Source organism: Bradyrhizobium sp. FW305-F6 (assembly GCF_058782905.1).
The window spans coordinates 697,450-715,074 of record NZ_JBYSYD010000002.1 but is presented as its reverse complement, the minus strand read 5'-3'; the positions used below and the strand labels follow the sequence as shown (position 1 = coordinate 715,074).

The 17,625-nt window shown below is 66.4% G+C and carries 13 protein-coding genes and 1 other RNA gene; 12 read left to right on the top strand and 2 right to left on the bottom strand.

All coding sequences use genetic code 11. The features are described from left to right. Nucleotides 1–346: 346 nt before the first annotated feature. Nucleotides 347–776: RNase P RNA component class A (rnpB, locus tag AC3WLX_RS14670), an RNA gene on the bottom strand. Between the two features lie 106 nt (nucleotides 777–882). Further along, entirely contained in the window at nucleotides 883–1,746 is an 864-nt protein-coding gene (locus AC3WLX_RS14665; RefSeq protein ID WP_492336476.1) for an N-acetylmuramoyl-L-alanine amidase, read from the bottom strand. Nucleotides 1,747–2,183: 437 nt separating this feature from the next. Here AC3WLX_RS14665 and rsmH point away from each other — a divergent pair, with 437 nt between their 5' ends. The 12 genes from rsmH to AC3WLX_RS14605 all read left to right on the top strand — a co-directional run bounded on the left by rsmH (nucleotide 2,184) and on the right by AC3WLX_RS14605 (nucleotide 17,402). Beyond that, nucleotides 2,184–3,173 carry a 16S rRNA (cytosine(1402)-N(4))-methyltransferase RsmH gene (gene rsmH / locus AC3WLX_RS14660; RefSeq protein WP_492336475.1) on the top strand — a complete coding sequence of 330 codons (990 nt, stop codon included), beginning with the start codon at nucleotides 2,184–2,186 and terminating at the stop codon, nucleotides 3,171–3,173. 3 nt (nucleotides 3,174–3,176) lie between these two features. Further along, nucleotides 3,177–3,569, top strand: coding sequence for a cell division protein FtsL (gene ftsL / locus AC3WLX_RS14655; RefSeq protein ID WP_492336474.1), 393 nt, complete (start codon nucleotides 3,177–3,179; stop codon nucleotides 3,567–3,569). Continuing rightward, nucleotides 3,566–5,320, top strand: coding sequence for a peptidoglycan D,D-transpeptidase FtsI family protein (locus AC3WLX_RS14650; RefSeq protein WP_492336473.1), 1,755 nt, complete (start codon nucleotides 3,566–3,568; stop codon nucleotides 5,318–5,320). Before ftsL ends, AC3WLX_RS14650 begins: the two co-directional genes overlap by 4 nt. A 78-nt stretch (nucleotides 5,321–5,398) precedes the next feature. After that, nucleotides 5,399–6,871 (top strand): UDP-N-acetylmuramoyl-L-alanyl-D-glutamate--2,6-diaminopimelate ligase, encoded by a 1,473-nt coding sequence (locus tag AC3WLX_RS14645; RefSeq protein WP_492336472.1) that lies wholly within the window; start codon nucleotides 5,399–5,401, stop codon nucleotides 6,869–6,871. Then, nucleotides 6,868–8,250, top strand: a complete 1,383-nt coding sequence (locus tag AC3WLX_RS14640) for a UDP-N-acetylmuramoyl-tripeptide--D-alanyl-D-alanine ligase (RefSeq protein WP_492336471.1) — start codon at nucleotides 6,868–6,870, stop codon at nucleotides 8,248–8,250. The genes AC3WLX_RS14645 and AC3WLX_RS14640 overlap by 4 nt, the downstream gene beginning before the upstream one ends. Before the next feature lie 169 nt (nucleotides 8,251–8,419). Continuing rightward, complete coding sequence (mraY, locus tag AC3WLX_RS14635) at nucleotides 8,420–9,523, top strand: phospho-N-acetylmuramoyl-pentapeptide-transferase (RefSeq protein WP_291628975.1); 1,104 nt, start codon at nucleotides 8,420–8,422, stop codon at nucleotides 9,521–9,523. A 130-nt stretch (nucleotides 9,524–9,653) separates the two neighbouring features. Beyond that, complete coding sequence (murD, locus tag AC3WLX_RS14630; RefSeq protein ID WP_492336470.1) at nucleotides 9,654–11,054, top strand: UDP-N-acetylmuramoyl-L-alanine--D-glutamate ligase; 1,401 nt, start codon at nucleotides 9,654–9,656, stop codon at nucleotides 11,052–11,054. Between the two features lie 228 nt (nucleotides 11,055–11,282). Further along, the gene (gene ftsW / locus AC3WLX_RS14625; protein WP_492336469.1) at nucleotides 11,283–12,434 is read left to right on the top strand and encodes a putative lipid II flippase FtsW; all 1,152 of its coding nucleotides are present in this window, start codon (nucleotides 11,283–11,285) and stop codon (nucleotides 12,432–12,434) included. A gap of 120 nt (nucleotides 12,435–12,554) precedes the next feature. Beyond that, nucleotides 12,555–13,655: an undecaprenyldiphospho-muramoylpentapeptide beta-N-acetylglucosaminyltransferase gene (murG, locus tag AC3WLX_RS14620; protein WP_492336468.1), complete on the top strand. Its 1,101-nt coding sequence runs from the start codon at nucleotides 12,555–12,557 to the stop codon at nucleotides 13,653–13,655. Nucleotides 13,656–13,793: 138 nt separating this feature from the next. Further along, entirely contained in the window at nucleotides 13,794–15,206 is a 1,413-nt protein-coding gene (gene murC, locus AC3WLX_RS14615) for a UDP-N-acetylmuramate--L-alanine ligase (RefSeq protein ID WP_492336467.1), read from the top strand. 174 nt (nucleotides 15,207–15,380) lie between these two features. Further along, complete coding sequence (gene murB / locus AC3WLX_RS14610) at nucleotides 15,381–16,301, top strand: UDP-N-acetylmuramate dehydrogenase (protein WP_492336466.1); 921 nt, start codon at nucleotides 15,381–15,383, stop codon at nucleotides 16,299–16,301. Nucleotides 16,302–16,400: 99 nt separating this feature from the next. Beyond that, nucleotides 16,401–17,402 (top strand): D-alanine--D-alanine ligase family protein, encoded by a 1,002-nt coding sequence (locus tag AC3WLX_RS14605; protein WP_492336465.1) that lies wholly within the window; start codon nucleotides 16,401–16,403, stop codon nucleotides 17,400–17,402. Nucleotides 17,403–17,625 lie beyond the last annotated feature (223 nt).

Here is a 17,625-nt window from a genome sequence, read left to right as displayed (position 1 = left end):
GCGGGTGAGTAGTGGGGCGCTGGCCAAAGTCTCGCTCGTCATTCCGGGGCGTGCGCAGCACGAGCCCGGAATCCATTCCTCCTCCCTCTGCGCCGTCCGATGGATTCCGGGCTCTCGCTTCGCGAGCCCCGGAATGACAGCGGGTGAGTAGTGGGGCGCCGGCCAAAGTCTCGCTCGTCATTCCGGGGCGTGCGCAGCACGAACCCGGAATCCATTTCTCCTCCGTCTCTGCTGCACGATGGATTCAGGGTTCTCGCTTCGTGAGCTCCGGAATGACGGCGGTGAGTGGCGGGGCGCCCGCCAAAATGGTGAGGGGTCCGATGCGTTGGCACCGAACCCCTCGTCGCACATCAGCCGACCTGTAAGCCGGGTTCTGTAGGGTACCGCCCGCTTGCGCGCGCGATACGTGACGGCCATTCCTCTGGGACCATGTTTGCAAATGGTCTCGAGCAACCTACCCGGACGGCGGGCCTGACATCGCCCCGCGGCGTTATCGCTTTCGCGAACAGCCCGCTATGCCGTCCCTATTCGGTTTTGCTCCCGGTGGGGTTTGCCATGCCGGCTCCGTTGCCGGAACCGCGGTGCGCTCTTACCGCACCTTTTCACCCTTACCTCGCCGAAGCCCCGAAGGGCGAAGGCGGGCGGTTCGTTCTCTGTGGCACTTTCCCTGGGGTCACCCCCGCCGGACGTTATCCGGCACCGCATGTCAAGGGAGCCCGGACTTTCCTCCCCGGCGGCCTTTCGGCGCCTGCCGGAGCGGCCGTCCGGCCGACTGACTGATAACGCATGGGGCATTTGTGACGGTTTCGTCAAGCCGAGATCGCGACGCCCGCGTCGCCGTTGCAAGAGCGTCTCGTCACGACGGCGTGTGCTGCTACGCCGTCACTTCGACGCCACCGTCGTTCCCTCTGGCGGCAAGCTCGCCAGCAGGGCCTGCAATGTCGACAGCGTCGAGTGATCCGCGACGCCATCGAACCGTGCCGGACGGAAATGCCGCTGGAAGGCGGTGACGACCTCCATCGTCGCGGCGTCGTATTTGCCGTTCAGGGGCACGCCATAGCCGTACTTGGCGAGCGCCTGCTGCATGCTCAGCACGGCGTCGCTGATGGTGCCGAGCATCAGGCTCTCGCCGCGCACGATCGGGGCGGGGGTGACCCAATGGCCGACGCCGGAATTGGCCAGCGAATGCCACGGAAACTTCTCGCCGGGGTCCTTCTTGCGCGCAGGCGCGACGTCGGAATGGCCGAGCACCCGGTGCGCCGGCACCTTGCGGCGAAGCATGATGCCGCGGCACAATGCGATCACGGCCGCGATCTGGCGCAGCGGATACTCCGGATAGCCCCAGTCATGACCGCGATTGATGATCTCGATGCCGATCGAGCAGGAGTTGATGTCGTCCTCGCCGGCCCAGGAGGAGACGCCCGCATGCCAGGCCCGCTTGGCCTCGGGCACGCATTGCACGATGCGGCCGTCCTCCAGCACGACATAATGCGCCGACACTTCGGTGCCCGCGGTGCACAGCCGTGCCAGCGCGCCCTCGACGTCGGGCATGCCGGTGTAGTGCAGCACGATCATGTCCGGCTGCCGTCCCTTGTTGCGCTCGCCGAAATTGGGCGAGGGGATGATGTCCGAGACGGTCGAGGAGTCAGGCTCGAACGTCCGCAGGTTCGCCACGGCTTTGGGAACCGGGAGAACGCGGTGACGCTTCGAATCGGATCCAGACTGCATGGACGAACCGGAGGGCATGAGCAGCTCGAGGCAACGGAGAGTAGGGCAAGCCCTTCTCTTTACTATTCCTTTACCCTCCACCGTGCGCAATCGCGTGGTGCGGTTAACGGATCCATTTTGGTGATGTGTGTGGATGACGCATCACCGCACCGCCACCTTTTCGACTTGTAGCGAGTCGCGCAACGCTTTCTTAACGCTAAGGGCCGTTACTGAGGGATGAAGAGCCGACCTGCGTCCGGAGGCGGCCAAAGCGTATTTTGGCTCGAAATCCCATGGCTGCCCGACAAATTCCAATGGGAACACTGGGTCTGTGGCCCGGGACGATCGGGCTCGGTAACCATGTTGGACAGGGGCTTTGTCGTGGAACCGCCGCAACGCGCAACGATACGAGGCGTTATGGGCTTGTTCGACCCCGATCTCGCCTGGTCAGGTTCGGCAGTCGGCTGGCGTCGCGCATGAGCTCGGCTCCGCATATCCCCGTTCTCGGCCCTGAGGCCATCGCGCTGCTCGCCCCGCGCGAGGGCGGCGTCTATGTCGATGCCACTTTCGGTGCCGGCGGCTATAGCCGCGCGATCCTGGAGGTGCCGGGAACCCGCCTCATTGCCATCGATCGCGACCGCAGCGCGATTGCCGGCGGTGCCGAGCTGGTCGAACGCTCCGCGGGCCGGCTGACGCTGGTCGAGGACCGCTTCTCCAACCTTGCCGAGGTCTGCGACGCGCAAGGGGGCGCGGCGATCGACGGTGTTGTGATGGACGTCGGCGTGTCCTCGATGCAGCTCGACCAGGCCGGCCGCGGCTTCTCCTTCCGTCTCGACGGTCCGCTCGACATGCGGATGGCGCAGTCGGGGCCGACCGCCGCCGACGTGGTCGCAAGCGCCTCCGAAGGCGATCTCGCCGACATCATCTATCTCTTCGGCGAGGAGCGACAGTCGCGCCGCATCGCCCGCGCCATCGTCGCCGACCGGCAGGAGACGCCGTTCACGACCACGCGTGCGCTGGCCGATCTCGTCGGCAGGGTGGTGCGGTCGAAGCCCGGCGAGATTCATCCCGCGACACGGACGTTCCAGGCGCTGCGCATCTTCGTCAACGAAGAGCTGGAAGAACTCCAGACGGCGCTCGCCGCGGCCGAGCGCGTGCTCAAGCCCGGCGGCCGCCTCGTCGTGGTCTCGTTCCATTCGCTGGAAGACCGCATCGTCAAGAATTTCCTGTCCGAGCGTTCCAAGACCGGCGGCGGCTCGCGGCATCTGCCGGAGGTCGCGCAAGTTCCTCCGAGCTTCCAGCTCTTGACGCGGCGGCCGGTCGTCGCCGGCGAGGACGAAGTCGCGCATAACCCGCGCGCGCGTTCCGCAAAGCTGCGCGCCGCCGAGCGCACCTCTGCGCCGGCGCACGCGGCCGACGAGGCATCGTCCTGGCCGAGGCTCGCCGACGTGGTGAGGGGCGGCTAGCGCATGCGCATCATCCACCTCCTCGTCATCGGCGCGCTGATCTTCGCGGCGGCCCATGTCTACCGGATCAAGATGGATTCCACGGCGCGCACCGAGAAGGTGCTGCGGCTGCGCGCAGAGATTCGCGAGGAGCGCGACGCGATCGCCGCGCTGCGGGCGGAATGGGCCAAGCTCGATGCGCCGCTGCGGCTGCAAGGCGTGTCCGACCGGCATCTGCACCTCAAGCCGGTCAACGGCACGCAATATGATTCGCTGAAGAACCTGCCGGAGCGTCCGCCGCGGATGTTCAGGCCGGGCGAGCCCGATCCGATCGGGGCCATGCTCAAGACCATCGAAGCCGCGAGCGACCCCGATACGGTGACGGGCTCCGTAACTCAGCCCGAGGACAAGCCATGAGCGTGGGGACGCCCGCAAAACCAAACGAGAAGTCGACGGAGCCTTGGCGGCGGCGGCTGATCCGCAGCCTGCTCTACGGGCGCAACGTCGATCGCGTCGCGAAGGCGCGCGCACGCGTCGGCCTTGCCATGCTCGCCTTCGCCTCGGTCTACGCCCTCATCGGCGGCCGCCTCGTGATGTTCGCGATCGGTGCCGACGCACACGGTGCCCGCCGCGCCGCGGCACAGGAGGTGGTCGCGACCGCGCGGCCCGACATCGTGGACCGCAACGGTGCGATCCTCGCGACCGACGTCAAGGCGTCGAGCCTGTTCGGCGAGCCGCGCCGCATCATCGACAAGGACGAGGCGATCGAGCTTCTCACCGCGACCATTCCTGACCTCGACGAGGCCGAGGTGCGCGAGCGCCTGAGGACGCGCAAGGGCTTCGTCTGGCTCAAGCGCGAGGTCACGCCGGCGCAGCAGCAGGCCATCCACAAGCTCGGTCTTCCCGGCATCGGCTTCCTGCGCGAGAACAAGCGCGTCTATCCGACCGGCAACGAGGTCGCCCACCTCATCGGTCTCGTCAACATCGACAACCAGGGCATCGCCGGCCTCGAGAAGTGGCTCGACAATCAAGGGCTCGCCGATCTCCATCGCGCCGGCTTTGCCACCGACCGCTTGCAGAAGCCGATCGAGCTCTCGGTCGATCTGCGCGTCGAGCACGCGCTGCGCGACGAACTGCTGAAGGCCAAGGAAAAGTTCCACGCCAAGGCCGCCTCCGGCCTCGTTTCCAACGTCAAGACCGGCGAGATCGTCGCGATGGTGTCGCTGCCGGACTTCGACCCGAACAATCCGAAGGAAGCGCACGACCCTGATCGCATCAACCGCCTGACCACCGGCGTCTACGAGATGGGCTCGACGTTCAAGGCGTTCACGCTGGCGATGGGGCTGGATTCCGGCAAGATCAATCTGAACTCGATGTGGGACGCGCGCGGCAATTTGCACTACGGCAAGTTCACCATCCACGACAGCCATCCGCTCGGGCGCTTCATCAACACCAAGGAAGTGTTCACCTACTCCTCCAACATCGGCGCGGCGCGGATCGCGCTCAACCAGGGCGTCGAGGCGCACAAGGCGTTCCTCGCCAAGCTGGGCCAGACGACGCGGCTGCGCACCGAACTGCCGGAGAGCGCGGCGCCGCTGCTGCCGCGGCGCTGGAGCGAATTGAACACGGTCACCGCCGCATTCGGCCAGGGACTGTCGGTGGCGCCGCTCCAGGCGGTGATGGGCATCAACGCGCTGGTGAACGGCGGGTATCTGATTCCGCCGACGTTCATGAAGCGCAGCGAATCCGAAGCTGCGGCGCTGGCCAAGCGCGTGATCAAGCAGGACACCAGCGACAAGATGCGGTTCCTGATGCGGCTCAATGCCGAAGTCGGCTCGGCGAGAAAGGCGGACGTCAAGGGCTATTACGTCGGCGGCAAGACCGGCACGTCCGAAAAGGTCATCAACGGCCGCTACGCCAAGAAGCGCGTGCTCAACTCGTTCACCGCCATCCTGCCCTGCGACGATCCCAAATATCACGTCCTGATCATGCTGGACGAGCCGCAAGCCCTGCCCGAAACCCATGGTTTCATCACCTCGGGATGGAACGCGGTGCCGACCGGCGGCAAGGTGATCGAGCGCATCGCGCCGCTCCTGGGCGTCGAGCCGCGGTTCGACCTGCCGCCTGCGGAGCGCCTTATTCTTGCAGCATCCAGGACAACCCAGTAATCAGCGGGGTGGGCCGCCAACGCCAGTGAGTCGGGCTTTTCCGAAGGTCCGCCTTTCCGGCATGTCGACTGGAAGACCATGAAGCTGCGCGACCTCTTAGGTCAGGATGTTCTGGGCCATGATGCCGCAATCGAGCCCGCCATTGCGGCGCTCGAGGTGAGCGGGCTTGCGCTCGACAGCCGCGTGGTCAAGCCGGGCGATCTCTTCTTCGCCCTCGCGGGCAGCAAGACCGACGGCGCGCGCTTCATCGATGCTGCCGTCGCTGCGGGCGCGGTGGCCGTCGTCGGCGACCATGCTCCGGCCGCCTGCAAGGTGCCGTTCATCGCTGTCGCCAATCCACGCCGCGCATTGGCGCTGGCCGCGGCAAGGTGCTTCCCCGCGCAGCCCGCGACGATTGCGGCAGTGACCGGCACCAGCGGCAAGACTTCGGTCGCGGCCTTCACGCGCCAGATCTGGGAACGGTTGGGACAGGCCTCGGCCAGCATCGGCACCATCGGCCTCGTCTCGCAAAAGCGCACCGTCTATGGCTCGCTGACGACGCCGGACCCGATCGCGCTGCATCGGCAGCTGGATGAGATCGCGCGCGAGGGTGTCACGCATCTCGCCTTCGAGGCCTCCTCGCACGGGCTCGACCAGTACCGTCTCGATGGCGTCCGCATCTCCGCAGGCGGTTTCACCAACCTGTCGCGCGACCACATGGATTACCATCCGACCGTTGCGCATTATCTCGCGGCGAAGCTCCGCCTGTTCCGGGAGCTGGTGCAGCCGGGTGGCGCCGCGGTGATCTCGGCCGATCATGATTGCTCGGCGGAGGCGATCGCTGCGGCGACATCGCGTGGCCTTCGCGTGATGGCGGTGGGCCGCAACGGCGACGGGGCAGGCGAGGGTATCCGCCTCAAAGAGGCTGTGGTCGAAGGCTTCTCGCAAAGGCTGACGGTCGAACATCACGGCAGGACTTACGCGATCCGGCTGCCGCTGGTCGGCGAATTCCAGATCGAGAACGCACTGGTGTCGGCCGGCCTTGCGATCGGCACCGGCAGCGATGCAGCCGACGCGTTCGCAAGCCTCGAGCATCTCGAAGGCGCCAAGGGCCGGCTCGAACGCGTCGGTGAGCGCAACGGCGCGCCGATCTTCGTCGATTACGCGCACAAGCCCGACGCGCTCGCGAAGGCGCTGCAGGCGCTGCGGCCTTACGCGAAGCGCAGGCTGGTCGTCGTGTTCGGCGCCGGCGGCGACCGCGATGCCGGCAAGCGGCCGATCATGGGCGAGATCGCGGCCAAAAATGCCGACGGCGTCATCATCACCGACGACAATCCCCGCAGCGAGAAGCCGGAAGCGATCCGCGCGTCGATCCTCGCCGCCGCCAAGGACGCGCGCGAGATCGGCGACCGCGCCGAGGCGATCCGCGCCGCGATCGAGGATTTGCGGGAGGGCGATGCACTGCTCATCGCCGGCAAGGGCCATGAGACCGGACAGATCGTCGGGAGCGAAGTGCTGCCCTTCAGTGATCACGAGGCGGTCGCCGCCGCACTAGCATCGAGGGTCTCATGAGCGCGCCGATATGGACAATTGCCGAGGTCGCGCGTGCGCTTGGTGTGGCCGGATCGTTTCCGGAGACGCCGATCGATCTCGTCACACAGGACAGCCGCCTGGTGAAGCCGGGCAGCCTGTTCGTGGCGCTGAGCGGCACGCCGAGCGGCGGCTTCGTCTCCGCTTTCGCCAGCGCGCGCGACGGCTGGGAGTTCGCCGACAAGGCGGAAGCGGCAGGTGCGGTGGCGATGATCGTGCCGCACGAGATCCCGGACATCCGCATTCCCCAGATCGTCGTCAAGGACACGCTGATCGACGGTCTCTGGGCCCTTGCGCGCGCAGCACGCGCGCGCTTCAGCGGTCCGGTGATCGGGCTCACCGGCAGCGCCGGCAAGACCAGCACCAAGGAATTTCTCGCCGCCTATCCGAACGCCTATGCCAGCCCGTCGAGCTTCAACAATTTTTGGGGCGTGCCGCTGACGCTGTGCAATGCCCGGCGAGATGCCAGCCTCTGGGTGGTCGAGATGGGCATGAACCAGCAAGGCGAGATCGCCCGCCTCAGCGAGCTCACGCAGCCGACCGTCGCGCTGGTCGTCAACGTCCAGCCGGTGCATCTGGAAAAGCTCGGCTCGCTCGAGGCCATCAGGCGGGAGAAGGTGTCGATTGCGCTCGGCCTGCCCGAGACTGGCGTGCTGGTGCTGCCGGCCGGAATCAAGGCACCCGAATGGAAGGGCAAGGTCGTGCGCTTCGGCAGCGAGCATGCAGAGGTGCACGAGGTCGCGCACGCGCCGCACGGCGAGAGCTGGCAGGTCGTGGCCGCTATCGGCAAGAAGGAGATCGCCTTCAGCCTGACCCCCGGCGCGCCGCACCGGGTGCACAATGCGCTGGCCGCGCTCGCCTGCGTTCATGCCGCGCATCTCGACGTCGCGACACTGGCGATCAAGCTCGACCGTGTCGGCATCATGACCGGGCGCGGCGTCGAGCAGGCGGTCGGCGACATCACCGTGATCGACGACAGCTTCAACGGCAATCCGGCCAGCGTGGCGGCTGCGCTGCAGAGCCTCCAGGCGCGCCACATGAGCGGCGGCCGCCGCATCGCGGTTCTCGGCGACATGCTCGAGCTCGGCGAGGGCGCACCGAGCTACCACACCGGCCTCACCGAATATCTCGAAGGCATCGATGGCGTCTATTGCGTCGGACCGCTGATGCGGCATCTGTTCGACTTGCTGCCGCCAGGCAAGGGTCTCGGCTGGCACGACGATCCGGCCACGCTAAAGCCCAGCGAGGTCGCGAGCCTGTTGAAGGCAGGCGACGTCGTGGTTGTCAAGGGCAGCAAGAAGATGTTCTGGGTCAACAAGTTTGTGCCGGGGCTGGTGGCCGCCTTGCAGGCAAAGGCGTAAACTGCTTGGAAGGCGCCGTTCCCGAATCCCACCCTTTGCGGTACGAGGCCTTCCGCTTTCCTGAGGCCGCGCCCGACCCGATGATGAAGACCAGCGAATGCGCGTGAGGCACGTTGAGGCCGCGATATGGCCGAGGCCAAATGTGCAAAGGCGTCATAGGACCCTCTGAATGTTTTACTGGCTGATCGAACTTTCAAACACATTTCCGGGCTTCGGTGCCGTTCGTACCTTCCTGAACGTCTTCCGCTACATCACCTTCCGCACCGGCGGTGCCGTCGTCACCGGCGCGCTGTTCGTCTTCCTGTTCGGACCCTGGATCATCGATCATTTGCGCATCCGCCAGGGCAAGGGGCAGCCGATCCGCACCGACGGTCCGCAATCGCATCTCGCCAAGAAGGGCACGCCCACCATGGGCGGGTTGATGATCCTGTCCGGCCTCACCGTCGGAACGGTGCTGTGGGCCAACCCGCTCAACCCCTATGTCTGGATCGTGCTGGCGGTGACGCTCGGCTTCGGCTTCGTCGGCTTCTACGACGATTACCTCAAGGTGACCAAGCAAACCACGACCGGGTTCGGCAGCAAGCTGCGCCTCTTGATCGAGGCGGTGATCGCGCTGGTGGCCTGCTACGCGCTGGTGCGGCTGAACCGCGATCCCGCCTCGACCGCGCTGACTGTTCCGTTCCTGAAGGACACAGTGCTGCATTTCGGCTGGTTCTTCGTCGTGTTCGGCGCCTTCGTCATCGTCGGTGCGGGCAATGCCGTGAACCTCACCGACGGTCTCGACGGCCTCGCCATCGTGCCCGTGATGATCGCGACCGCGAGCTTTGCGATGATCGCCTATCTCGCCGGCAACGCCGTGTTCGCGGACTATCTCCAGATCAAATATGTCGCCGGCACCGGCGAGCTCGCGGTGCTCTGCGGCGCGCTGCTCGGCGCGGGCCTGGGCTTCCTCTGGTTCAACGCGCCGCCGGCCTCGATCTTCATGGGCGACACCGGCTCGCTCGCGCTGGGCGGCATGCTCGGCGCCATCGCGGTCGCGGTGAAGCACGAGATCGTGCTCGCGGTGATCGGCGGATTGTTCGTGCTCGAGGCGGTTTCGGTCATCGTGCAGGTCGTGTCCTTCAAGCTCACAGGCAAGCGCGTGTTCCGGATGGCGCCGATCCATCACCATTTCGAGCAGAAGGGCTGGACCGAGCCGCAGATCGTGATCCGCTTCTGGATCATCTCGGTGATGCTGGCGCTCGCCGGGCTCTCCACGCTGAAGCTGCGGTGATGGGGATGACTGCCCAGCACCGTCATTCCGGGGCTCGCGAAGCGAGAACCCGGAATCTCGAGATTCTCTGGTGCGCAATTGCGCACCATAGTTCTCGCTTCGCGAGCCCCGGAATGACAGAGGAGGGATCATGATCCCCGTCACCTCCTTCGCCGGCAAGACGGTCGCGGTGTTCGGCCTCGGCGGCTCGGGGCTCGCCTCCTGCCATGCCTTGAAGGCGGGGGGCGCCGAGGTGATCGCCGCCGACGACAATGCCGAGAACGTCGCCAAGGCGGTGCAGGCCGGTTTCATCAGTGCGGATTTGCGCAACGTTTCCTGGGCCAATCTCGCCGCGCTCGTGCTCGCGCCCGGCGTGCCGCTCACTCATCCGGTGCCGCACTGGAGCGTGCTGAAGGCGCGCGAGGCCGGGGTCGAGGTCATCGGCGACATCGAGCTGTTCTGCCGCGAGCGGCGCCGGCACGCGCCAGACGCGCCGTTCGTCGCCATCACCGGCACCAACGGCAAGTCGACCACGACGGCGCTGATCGCGCACCTGACGAAAGTCGCCGGCTACGACACTCAGATGGGCGGCAATATCGGCACCGCGATCCTGTCGCTGGAGCCGCCGCGCATGGGGCGCGTCCACGTCATCGAGATGTCGTCCTACCAGATCGACCTCACGCCCTCGCTCGATCCCTCCGTCGGCATCCTGCTCAATGTCAGCGAGGACCACATCGACCGCCACGGCACCATCGAGCATTACGCCGCGGTGAAGGAGCGTCTCGTTGCCGGCGTGCAGGACGGCGGCACCGCGATCGTCGGTGTCGACGACGGCTTCTGCCGTGACATCGCCGACCGGCTCGACCGCGCCGGCAAGAACGTCGTGCGCATCTCCGTCAAGAATCCGCTCGCCTCCGGCATTTATGTCGAGCATGGCAATATCGTGAGCGCCTCGGGCGGCGCCCGCAGCGAGGTCGCCGCGCTCGGCGGTATCGGCTCGTTGCGCGGCCTCCACAATGCGCAGAACGCGGCCTGCGCCGCCGCCGCTGCGCTCGCGATGGGCATCAGCCTCGATGTGCTCCAGAACGGCCTGCGCAGCTTTCCCGGCCTGGCGCACCGCATGGAGCAGGTCGGCCGCCGCGGCAACGTGCTGTTCGTCAACGATTCCAAGGGCACCAATGCCGACGCCACCGCGCACGCGCTGTCATCCTTTGCCGACATTTTCTGGATCGCCGGCGGCAAGCCCAAGGCGGGCGGCATCACTGGTCTCACCGGCTTCTTCCCGCGCATCCGCAAAGCCTATCTGATCGGCGAGGCTGCGCAGGAATTTTCGGGCACGCTCGGCAGCGAGGTGCCGCACGAGATCAGCCAGACGCTCGACGTCGCTGTCGAGCACGCCGCGCGCGATGCGGAAGCCTCTAGCCTCACCGATGCCGTCGTGCTGCTGTCGCCCGCCTGCGCCTCCTTCGACCAGTACCGCAATTTCGAGATCCGCGGCACCAAGTTCCGCGAGCTGGTGCAGGCGCTGCCGGGTGTGCAGCCGGTGGTGTGACAGCGCTCTCGTGTCCCGGACGCGCGTAGCGCGAGCCGGGACCCAGAATGCGACACGGTACTCGTTGAGAGCTGGGCCCCGGCTCTGCAGCGCACCACGCCGCGAAGAGGCGGCGCGCTGCGCTGCGTCCGGGGCACGAGACTCTCCACAACTTGATCCATCATGTTAACCCTCCGGTAACCAACCTCGGCGACCAATGGACCGACCTCCGTCCGAAAGCGGCCGCCCATGCTCTCCCGTGAAGAACGCACCCCCTTTTCCGAGTGGTGGTGGACCGTCGACAAGCCGCTGATGGGCGCCATCCTGGCGCTGATGCTGACCGGCGTGATCCTGTCGCTGGCGGCGAGCCCGCCGGTTGCGACCCGCATCGGGCTTGATCCCTTTCATTTCTTCAGCCGCCACGTGATGTTCCTGGTGCCGTCCTGCATCGTGCTGCTCGGCGTCTCCTTCCTGTCGCCGCGGTCGATCCGCCGCTCGGCCCTGCTCATCTTCGCGGCGAGCATCGTCCTGATCGTGCTCACGCTCGCCTTCGGCCCGGAGGTGAAGGGCTCGCGGCGCTGGATCACGCTGCTCGGCGTCAACATTCAGGCCTCCGAAATCGCCAAGCCCTCTTTCGTCGTCATCGCCGCCTGGCTGTTTGCGGAATCGACGCGGCGGCCGGAGATGCCGGCGACTTCGATGGCGGTGGTGCTGCTGCTGATGCTGGTCGCGCTCTTGGTGATGGAGCCTGACTTCGGCCAGACCATGCTGATCCTGATGGTGTGGGGCTCGCTGTTCTTCATCGCAGGGATGCGCATGATCTGGGTATTCGGCCTCGCGGGCCTCGGAGCGGCGGGCCTGTTCAGCGCCTACCTGTTCGTTCCGCACGTCGCGGGTCGCATCAGGCGCTTCATGAATCCGGCCTCCGGCGACACCTTCCAGGTCGATACCGCCATGGAAGCCTTCTACAACGGCGGCTGGTTCGGCCTCGGGCCGGGCGAGGGCATTGCCAAGCGCAGCCTGCCCGACAGCCACACCGATTTCGTGTTCGCGGTCGCCGCCGAAGAGTTCGGCATCATCCTGTGCCTGGTCATGCTGGCGCTGTTCGCCTTTGTCGTGATGCGCACGCTGTCGCGAGCCTATGCCAATGAGGACATGTTCTCGCGCTTTGCAGCCTCTGGCCTTGCGATCCTGTTCGGCGTGCAGGCCGCGATCAACATGTCGGTGAACCTGCAGCTCATCCCCGCCAAGGGCATGACGCTGCCGTTCATCTCCTATGGCGGCTCATCGATCATCTCGCTGGCCTATGGCGTCGGCATGATGCTGGCGCTGACGCGGCTGCGCCCGCGCACCGAGGTCGAGGCGAGCGGCCACGCCGAGGCGATGCGCAGCTACGCGTGATATGGGCCCCGGTTCAGCAGCGCACCACGCCGAAGAGCGGCGCGCTGCGCTGCGCCCGGGGCACGAGCATCAAGTAGCCGGCTCGCAATGACGAAGAACTCCCTGTAAAACTTCCCCACCATGGACACGTCCCCCCTGATTCTTCTCGCCGCGGGCGGCACCGGCGGCCATCTGTTTCCGGCCGAGGCGCTCGGCGTCGAATTGATCCAGCGCGGCTTTCGCGTCCGCCTCGTCACCGACGAGCGCGCGCTGCGCTACAGCGGGCTGTTCAGCAAGGACATGATCGACGTCGTCAGAAGCGAGACCGCGCGCGGCCGCAATCCGTTGCAGCTCGCCTATGCCGGGCTCACGCTCGCGGCCGGAACGCTGTCCGCCTACGCCCTGATCAAGCGCCTGAAGCCCGTCGCCGTCGTCGGCTTCGGCGGCTATCCGACGCTGCCGCCGCTGGTCGCGGCCAGGTTCGCCGGCGTGCCCGGCATCATCCATGACGCCAATGCCGTGCTCGGCCGCGCCAACCGGTTCCTGTCGCGGCACGTGCGCGCCATCGCGACGTCCTTGCCCGGCGTGCTCGACCGCGATCCGGCGCTGGCGAGCAAGACCACGACCGTCGGCACGCCGATGCGGCCGGCGATCCTTGCGGCTGCTGCGGCGACGTACGTCGCGCCCGAGGTGAACGGCCCGCTGCGCCTGCTCGTCGTCGGCGGCAGCCAGGGCGCGCGCATCATGGCCGACATCGTGCCCGGTGCGATCGAGCGGCTCGAGCCTGCGCTGTGGAGCCGCCTGGTCCTCACTCAGCAGGTGCGTGAAGAGGACATGAGCCGCGTGCGCGCGGTCTACGACAAGCTCAAGATCAAGGCGGAGCTCGCGCCGTTCTTCACCGATTTGCCGGCGCGGCTCGCCTCCAATCACCTCGTGGTGTCGCGCTCCGGCGCGGGCACCGTGGCCGAGCTCGCCGCGATCGGCCGGCCCTCCATCCTGGTGCCGCTGCCCGGCTCGATCGATCAGGACCAGTTCGCCAATGCCGGCGTGCTGGCCCAGGTCAATGGTGCCGTCCGCATCCCGCAGACCGAATTCACCTCCGACCGTCTTGCCGCCGAGATCTCGGCCTTCGCCGCCGAGCCCGCGCGCCTTGCCGCCATGGCGGAAGCCGCCAAGGGGGCAGGCAGGCTTGATGCCGCCGAACGGCTGGCGGATCTCGTGGTGAAAGTCGCGGGACTCTGACGAGAAACGTACCAAATTTCGTACTTTTGCCGTCATGGCCGGGCTTGTCCCGGCCATCCACGTCTTGCAAGAAGGACGTTAGGATTCGTGGATGCCCGGGACAAGCCTGGGCATGACGGCCGAACGACGGGATAGAGCATGAGACTGCCGCGCGAGATCGGACCCATCCACTTCGTCGGGATCGGCGGGATCGGCATGAGCGGCATTGCCGAGGTGCTGGTGAATCTCGGCTATGCGGTGCAGGGCTCGGACGCCTCCGACAATTACAATCTCGACCGTTTGCGCAAGAAGGGCGCCAAGGTCTCGGTCGGCCACAAGGCCGAGAATGTCGACGGCGCCGAGGTCGTGGTGGTGTCCTCCGCGATCAAGCGCGACAATCCGGAACTGATGGCGGCGCGCGAACGTCGCATTCCCGTGGTGCGCCGCGCCGAGATGCTGGCCGAGCTGATGCGGCTGAAGAGCTGCGTCGCCATCGCCGGCACCCACGGCAAGACCACGACGACCACGATGGTCGCAACGCTGCTCGATGCCGGCGGGCTCGATCCCACCGTGATCAACGGCGGCATCATCAACGCCTACGGCTCCAACGCGCGGCTGGGGGCCGGCGACTGGATGGTGGTCGAGGCCGACGAGAGCGACGGCACGTTCCTGAAGCTGCCGACCGATGTCGCCATCGTGACCAATGTCGACCCCGAGCATCTCGACCACTTCAAGACCTTCGAGGCCGTGCAGGACGCCTTCCGCCACTTCGTCGAGAACCTGCCGTTCTACGGCTTTGCCGTGATGTGCATCGATCATCCCGTGGTGCAGAGCCTCGTCGGCAGGATCGAGGATCGCCGCATCATCACCTATGGCGAGAATCCGCAGGCCGATGCGCGGCTGGTCGATCTCACCGCCGGCGGCGGCGGCTCGAAATTCACAGTCGTGATCCGTGACCGCAAGAGCGGGGCCGTGCACGAGATCGCCGACCTCGCCCTGCCGATGCCGGGCCGGCACAATGCCTCGAACGCGACGGCGGCGATCGCGGTCGCGCACGAGCTCGGCGTTTCCGACGATGCGATCCGCAAGGCGCTCGCAGGCTTCGGCGGCGTCAAGCGCCGCTTTACCAAGACCGGCGAGTGGAACGGCGTCACCGTGATCGACGATTACGGCCACCATCCCGTGGAGATCGCGGCGGTGCTGAAAGCGGCGCGCGATTCCTACACGGGCAAGGTGATCGCCGTTGTGCAGCCGCATCGTTACACCCGCCTGCAATCCCTGTTCGAGGAATTCTGCACCTGCTTCAACGATGCCGACGCGGTTGTTGTCGCCGATGTCTATTCCGCAGGCGAAGCGCCGATCGAAGGCATCGATCGCGATCATTTCGTCGCGGGCCTGCGCGCCCACGGCCATCGCGAGGTGATCCCGCTGCCCAATGCAGGCGAGCTGGCCAAGATCGTCCATGGCATCGCCAAGAGCGGCGATCTCGTCGTGTGCCTCGGCGCCGGCAACATCACGCAATGGGCGTATGCGCTGCCCGGCGAATTGAAGGCTTGGGGTGAGCATGCTTAGGGACTTGCAGGCTGCCGCACGGCGCACTGCGCTCCCTCCCCCCTTGTGGGGGAGGGTGGGGGAGAGGGGTAGCTACAAACTCCGACCTCGCTTGGGGCTACCCCCCTCCCTGCCCCTCCCCCAGAAGGGGGGAGGGAACGGAAGCAGCTTGCCTACCTCACTCTCGGAGGCGGCATGAGCTTTCCGGACATCATGCCAGACCTCAAAGCCGCGATGCCGGAGCTTCGCGGCCGGCTGCTGGCGAACCAGTCGCTCGCCGAGCTCACCTGGTTTCGCGTCGGTGGGCCGGCTCAGGCGCTGTTTACGCCGGCGGACGAGGACGACCTCGCGTATTTCCTCGCGCATCTCGCTGCCGACATCCCGCTCTATGTCGTCGGCGTCGGCTCCAACCTCATCGTCCGAGATGGCGGTATTGCTGGCGTCGTGATCCGCCTGGCGCCGCGCGCCTTCGGCGAGGCCACCGCGAACGGCGACGTTGTCACCGCGGGCGCCGCCGCGCTGGACAAGCGGGTGGCGGAAGTCGCCGCCGCCGCCAATATCGGCGGGCTCGAATTCTATTTCGGCATTCCCGGCACGATCGGCGGGGCGCTGCGCATGAATGCGGGCGCCAATGGCGGCGAGACCAAAGACGTGCTGATCGAGGCGAGGGGCGTGGGGCGCGACGGCACGAAGCACGTCTTTTCTAACGCCGACATGAAGTTCGTCTACCGCAGCAGCGGCGTCGATCCCTCCATCATCTTCACCTCCGCGCGCTTCCGCGGCGAGATCAGGGACGCGGAGGCGATCCGCGCCCGCATGGCGGAAGTGCAGAACCACCGCGAGACCGCGCAGCCGATCCGCGAGAAGACCGGCGGCTCGACCTTCAAGAACCCGCCGGGACACTCGGCCTGGAAACTGATCGACGCCGCCGGCTGCCGGGGCCTCCGCGTCGGCGGCGCCCAGGTCTCGGAAATGCACTGCAATTTCCTGATCAACACCGGCGATGCCAACGCGCACGACATCGAGACGCTGGGCGAGACCGTGCGCGAACGGGTGAAGGCAAATTCCGGAATCGAGCTACACTGGGAAATCAAGCGGGTCGGGGTTTCGGCGTGAGTGTCATTCCGGGGCGGCGCGAAGCACCGAACCCGGAACCTCGAGATTCCGGGTTCGCGCTTTGCGCGCCCCGGAATGACAAAGTAACAGAGGCAGCGAATGCGCATCACCATCCTTTTCGGCGGCTCCAACCGGGAGCGTCTGGTTTCGGTTGCCTCGGCCCAGGCCCTGCATCAGGCCTTGCCCGAGGCCGACCTGTGGTGGTGGGACGTCGAGGACAAGGTGCACGTCGTGCAGTCCACGCAGTTGCTCGAACATGCCCGTCCGTTCGAGGACGAGTTCAAGCCGGGGACGCGTGGCGTCCCGCTGGAGCAGGCGCTCGACCGGGCCAAGGCCGAGGGACGCGTGCTGGTGCTCGGCCTGCATGGCGGGCGGGCCGAGAACGGCGAATTGCAGGTGATGTGCGAGGCGCGGGGCGTGCCCTTCACCGGCTCGGGCTCGGCCTCCTCGCATCTCGCCTTCGACAAGCTCGCGGCCAAGCGGTTTGCCGCGCTGGGCGGTGTGACGCCGACGGAAAATGTTGCGCTCGACGACATCGACCAAGCCTTCGCCGAATACGGACGACTGATCGCGAAGCCGGCCCGCGACGGCTCGAGCTACGGCCTGATCTTCGTCAACGCCAAGCAGGACCTGATCGCCGTCCGCAACGCGGCGAAGCATGAAGAGTACGTCATCGAGCCCTACATCGCCGGCGTCGAGGCAACATGCGGCGTGCTGGAGCGCACCGACGGCTCCATCATCTCGCTGCCGCCGATCGAGATCATTCCGGGCGAGGGCAATTTTGACTACGCGGCGAAATATCTCCTGAAATCGACCCAGGAGATCTGCCCCGGCCGTTTCGCACCCGAGATCACCGCCGCGCTCAAGCAGCAGGCGATGCTGGCTCATCGCGCAATGTCCTGCACCGGCTATTCCCGTTCGGACTTCATCGTCTCGGACAAGGGCCTCGTCTATCTCGAGACCAACACGCTTCCCGGGCTGACGAAGTCCTCGCTCTACCCCAAGGCGCTGAAAGCCGAGGGTATCGAATTCGTCGACTTCCTCCGCGGCCTGGTCGAGCTCGCCTGCCGGCGCGTCCCGGAGATCGTCAGGGGTGGTTAACGGCCCAACGGCCGAAAGGGCCTGGTTTGGCGGCCAAAACCGGTAAAATGCCGGACATCGCGGCGCAAATGCCTCACAGCGCGAGGCAAAATCCGCAATTCGTTAACGAATTTTACCTTTTGTTTACCAGGACGTCCGAAGGTTAACGCTGGCGGCGCATATGGCGCTTTGGCTGCCGGCGCGTGAGCTGTCGCGGGTGATGTCACCTCCAGCGAACGCTTTG

Excerpts from the sequence above, each read along its gene's own strand:
- AC3WLX_RS14665 (WP_492336476.1), bottom strand. The coding sequence starts at position 1,746 with ATGCCCTCCGGTTCGTCCATGCAGTCTGGATCCGATTCGAAGCGTCAC.
- rsmH (WP_492336475.1), top strand. The coding sequence starts at position 2,184 with ATGAGCTCGGCTCCGCATATCCCCGTTCTCGGCCCTGAGGCCATCGCG.
- ftsL (WP_492336474.1), top strand. The coding sequence starts at position 3,177 with ATGCGCATCATCCACCTCCTCGTCATCGGCGCGCTGATCTTCGCGGCG.
- AC3WLX_RS14650 (WP_492336473.1), top strand. The coding sequence starts at position 3,566 with ATGAGCGTGGGGACGCCCGCAAAACCAAACGAGAAGTCGACGGAGCCT.
- AC3WLX_RS14645 (WP_492336472.1), top strand. The coding sequence starts at position 5,399 with ATGAAGCTGCGCGACCTCTTAGGTCAGGATGTTCTGGGCCATGATGCC.
- AC3WLX_RS14640 (WP_492336471.1), top strand. The coding sequence starts at position 6,868 with ATGAGCGCGCCGATATGGACAATTGCCGAGGTCGCGCGTGCGCTTGGT.
- mraY (WP_291628975.1), top strand. The coding sequence starts at position 8,420 with ATGTTTTACTGGCTGATCGAACTTTCAAACACATTTCCGGGCTTCGGT.
- murD (WP_492336470.1), top strand. The coding sequence starts at position 9,654 with ATGATCCCCGTCACCTCCTTCGCCGGCAAGACGGTCGCGGTGTTCGGC.
- ftsW (WP_492336469.1), top strand. The coding sequence starts at position 11,283 with ATGCTCTCCCGTGAAGAACGCACCCCCTTTTCCGAGTGGTGGTGGACC.
- murG (WP_492336468.1), top strand. The coding sequence starts at position 12,555 with ATGGACACGTCCCCCCTGATTCTTCTCGCCGCGGGCGGCACCGGCGGC.
- murC (WP_492336467.1), top strand. The coding sequence starts at position 13,794 with ATGAGACTGCCGCGCGAGATCGGACCCATCCACTTCGTCGGGATCGGC.
- murB (WP_492336466.1), top strand. The coding sequence starts at position 15,381 with ATGAGCTTTCCGGACATCATGCCAGACCTCAAAGCCGCGATGCCGGAG.
- AC3WLX_RS14605 (WP_492336465.1), top strand. The coding sequence starts at position 16,401 with ATGCGCATCACCATCCTTTTCGGCGGCTCCAACCGGGAGCGTCTGGTT.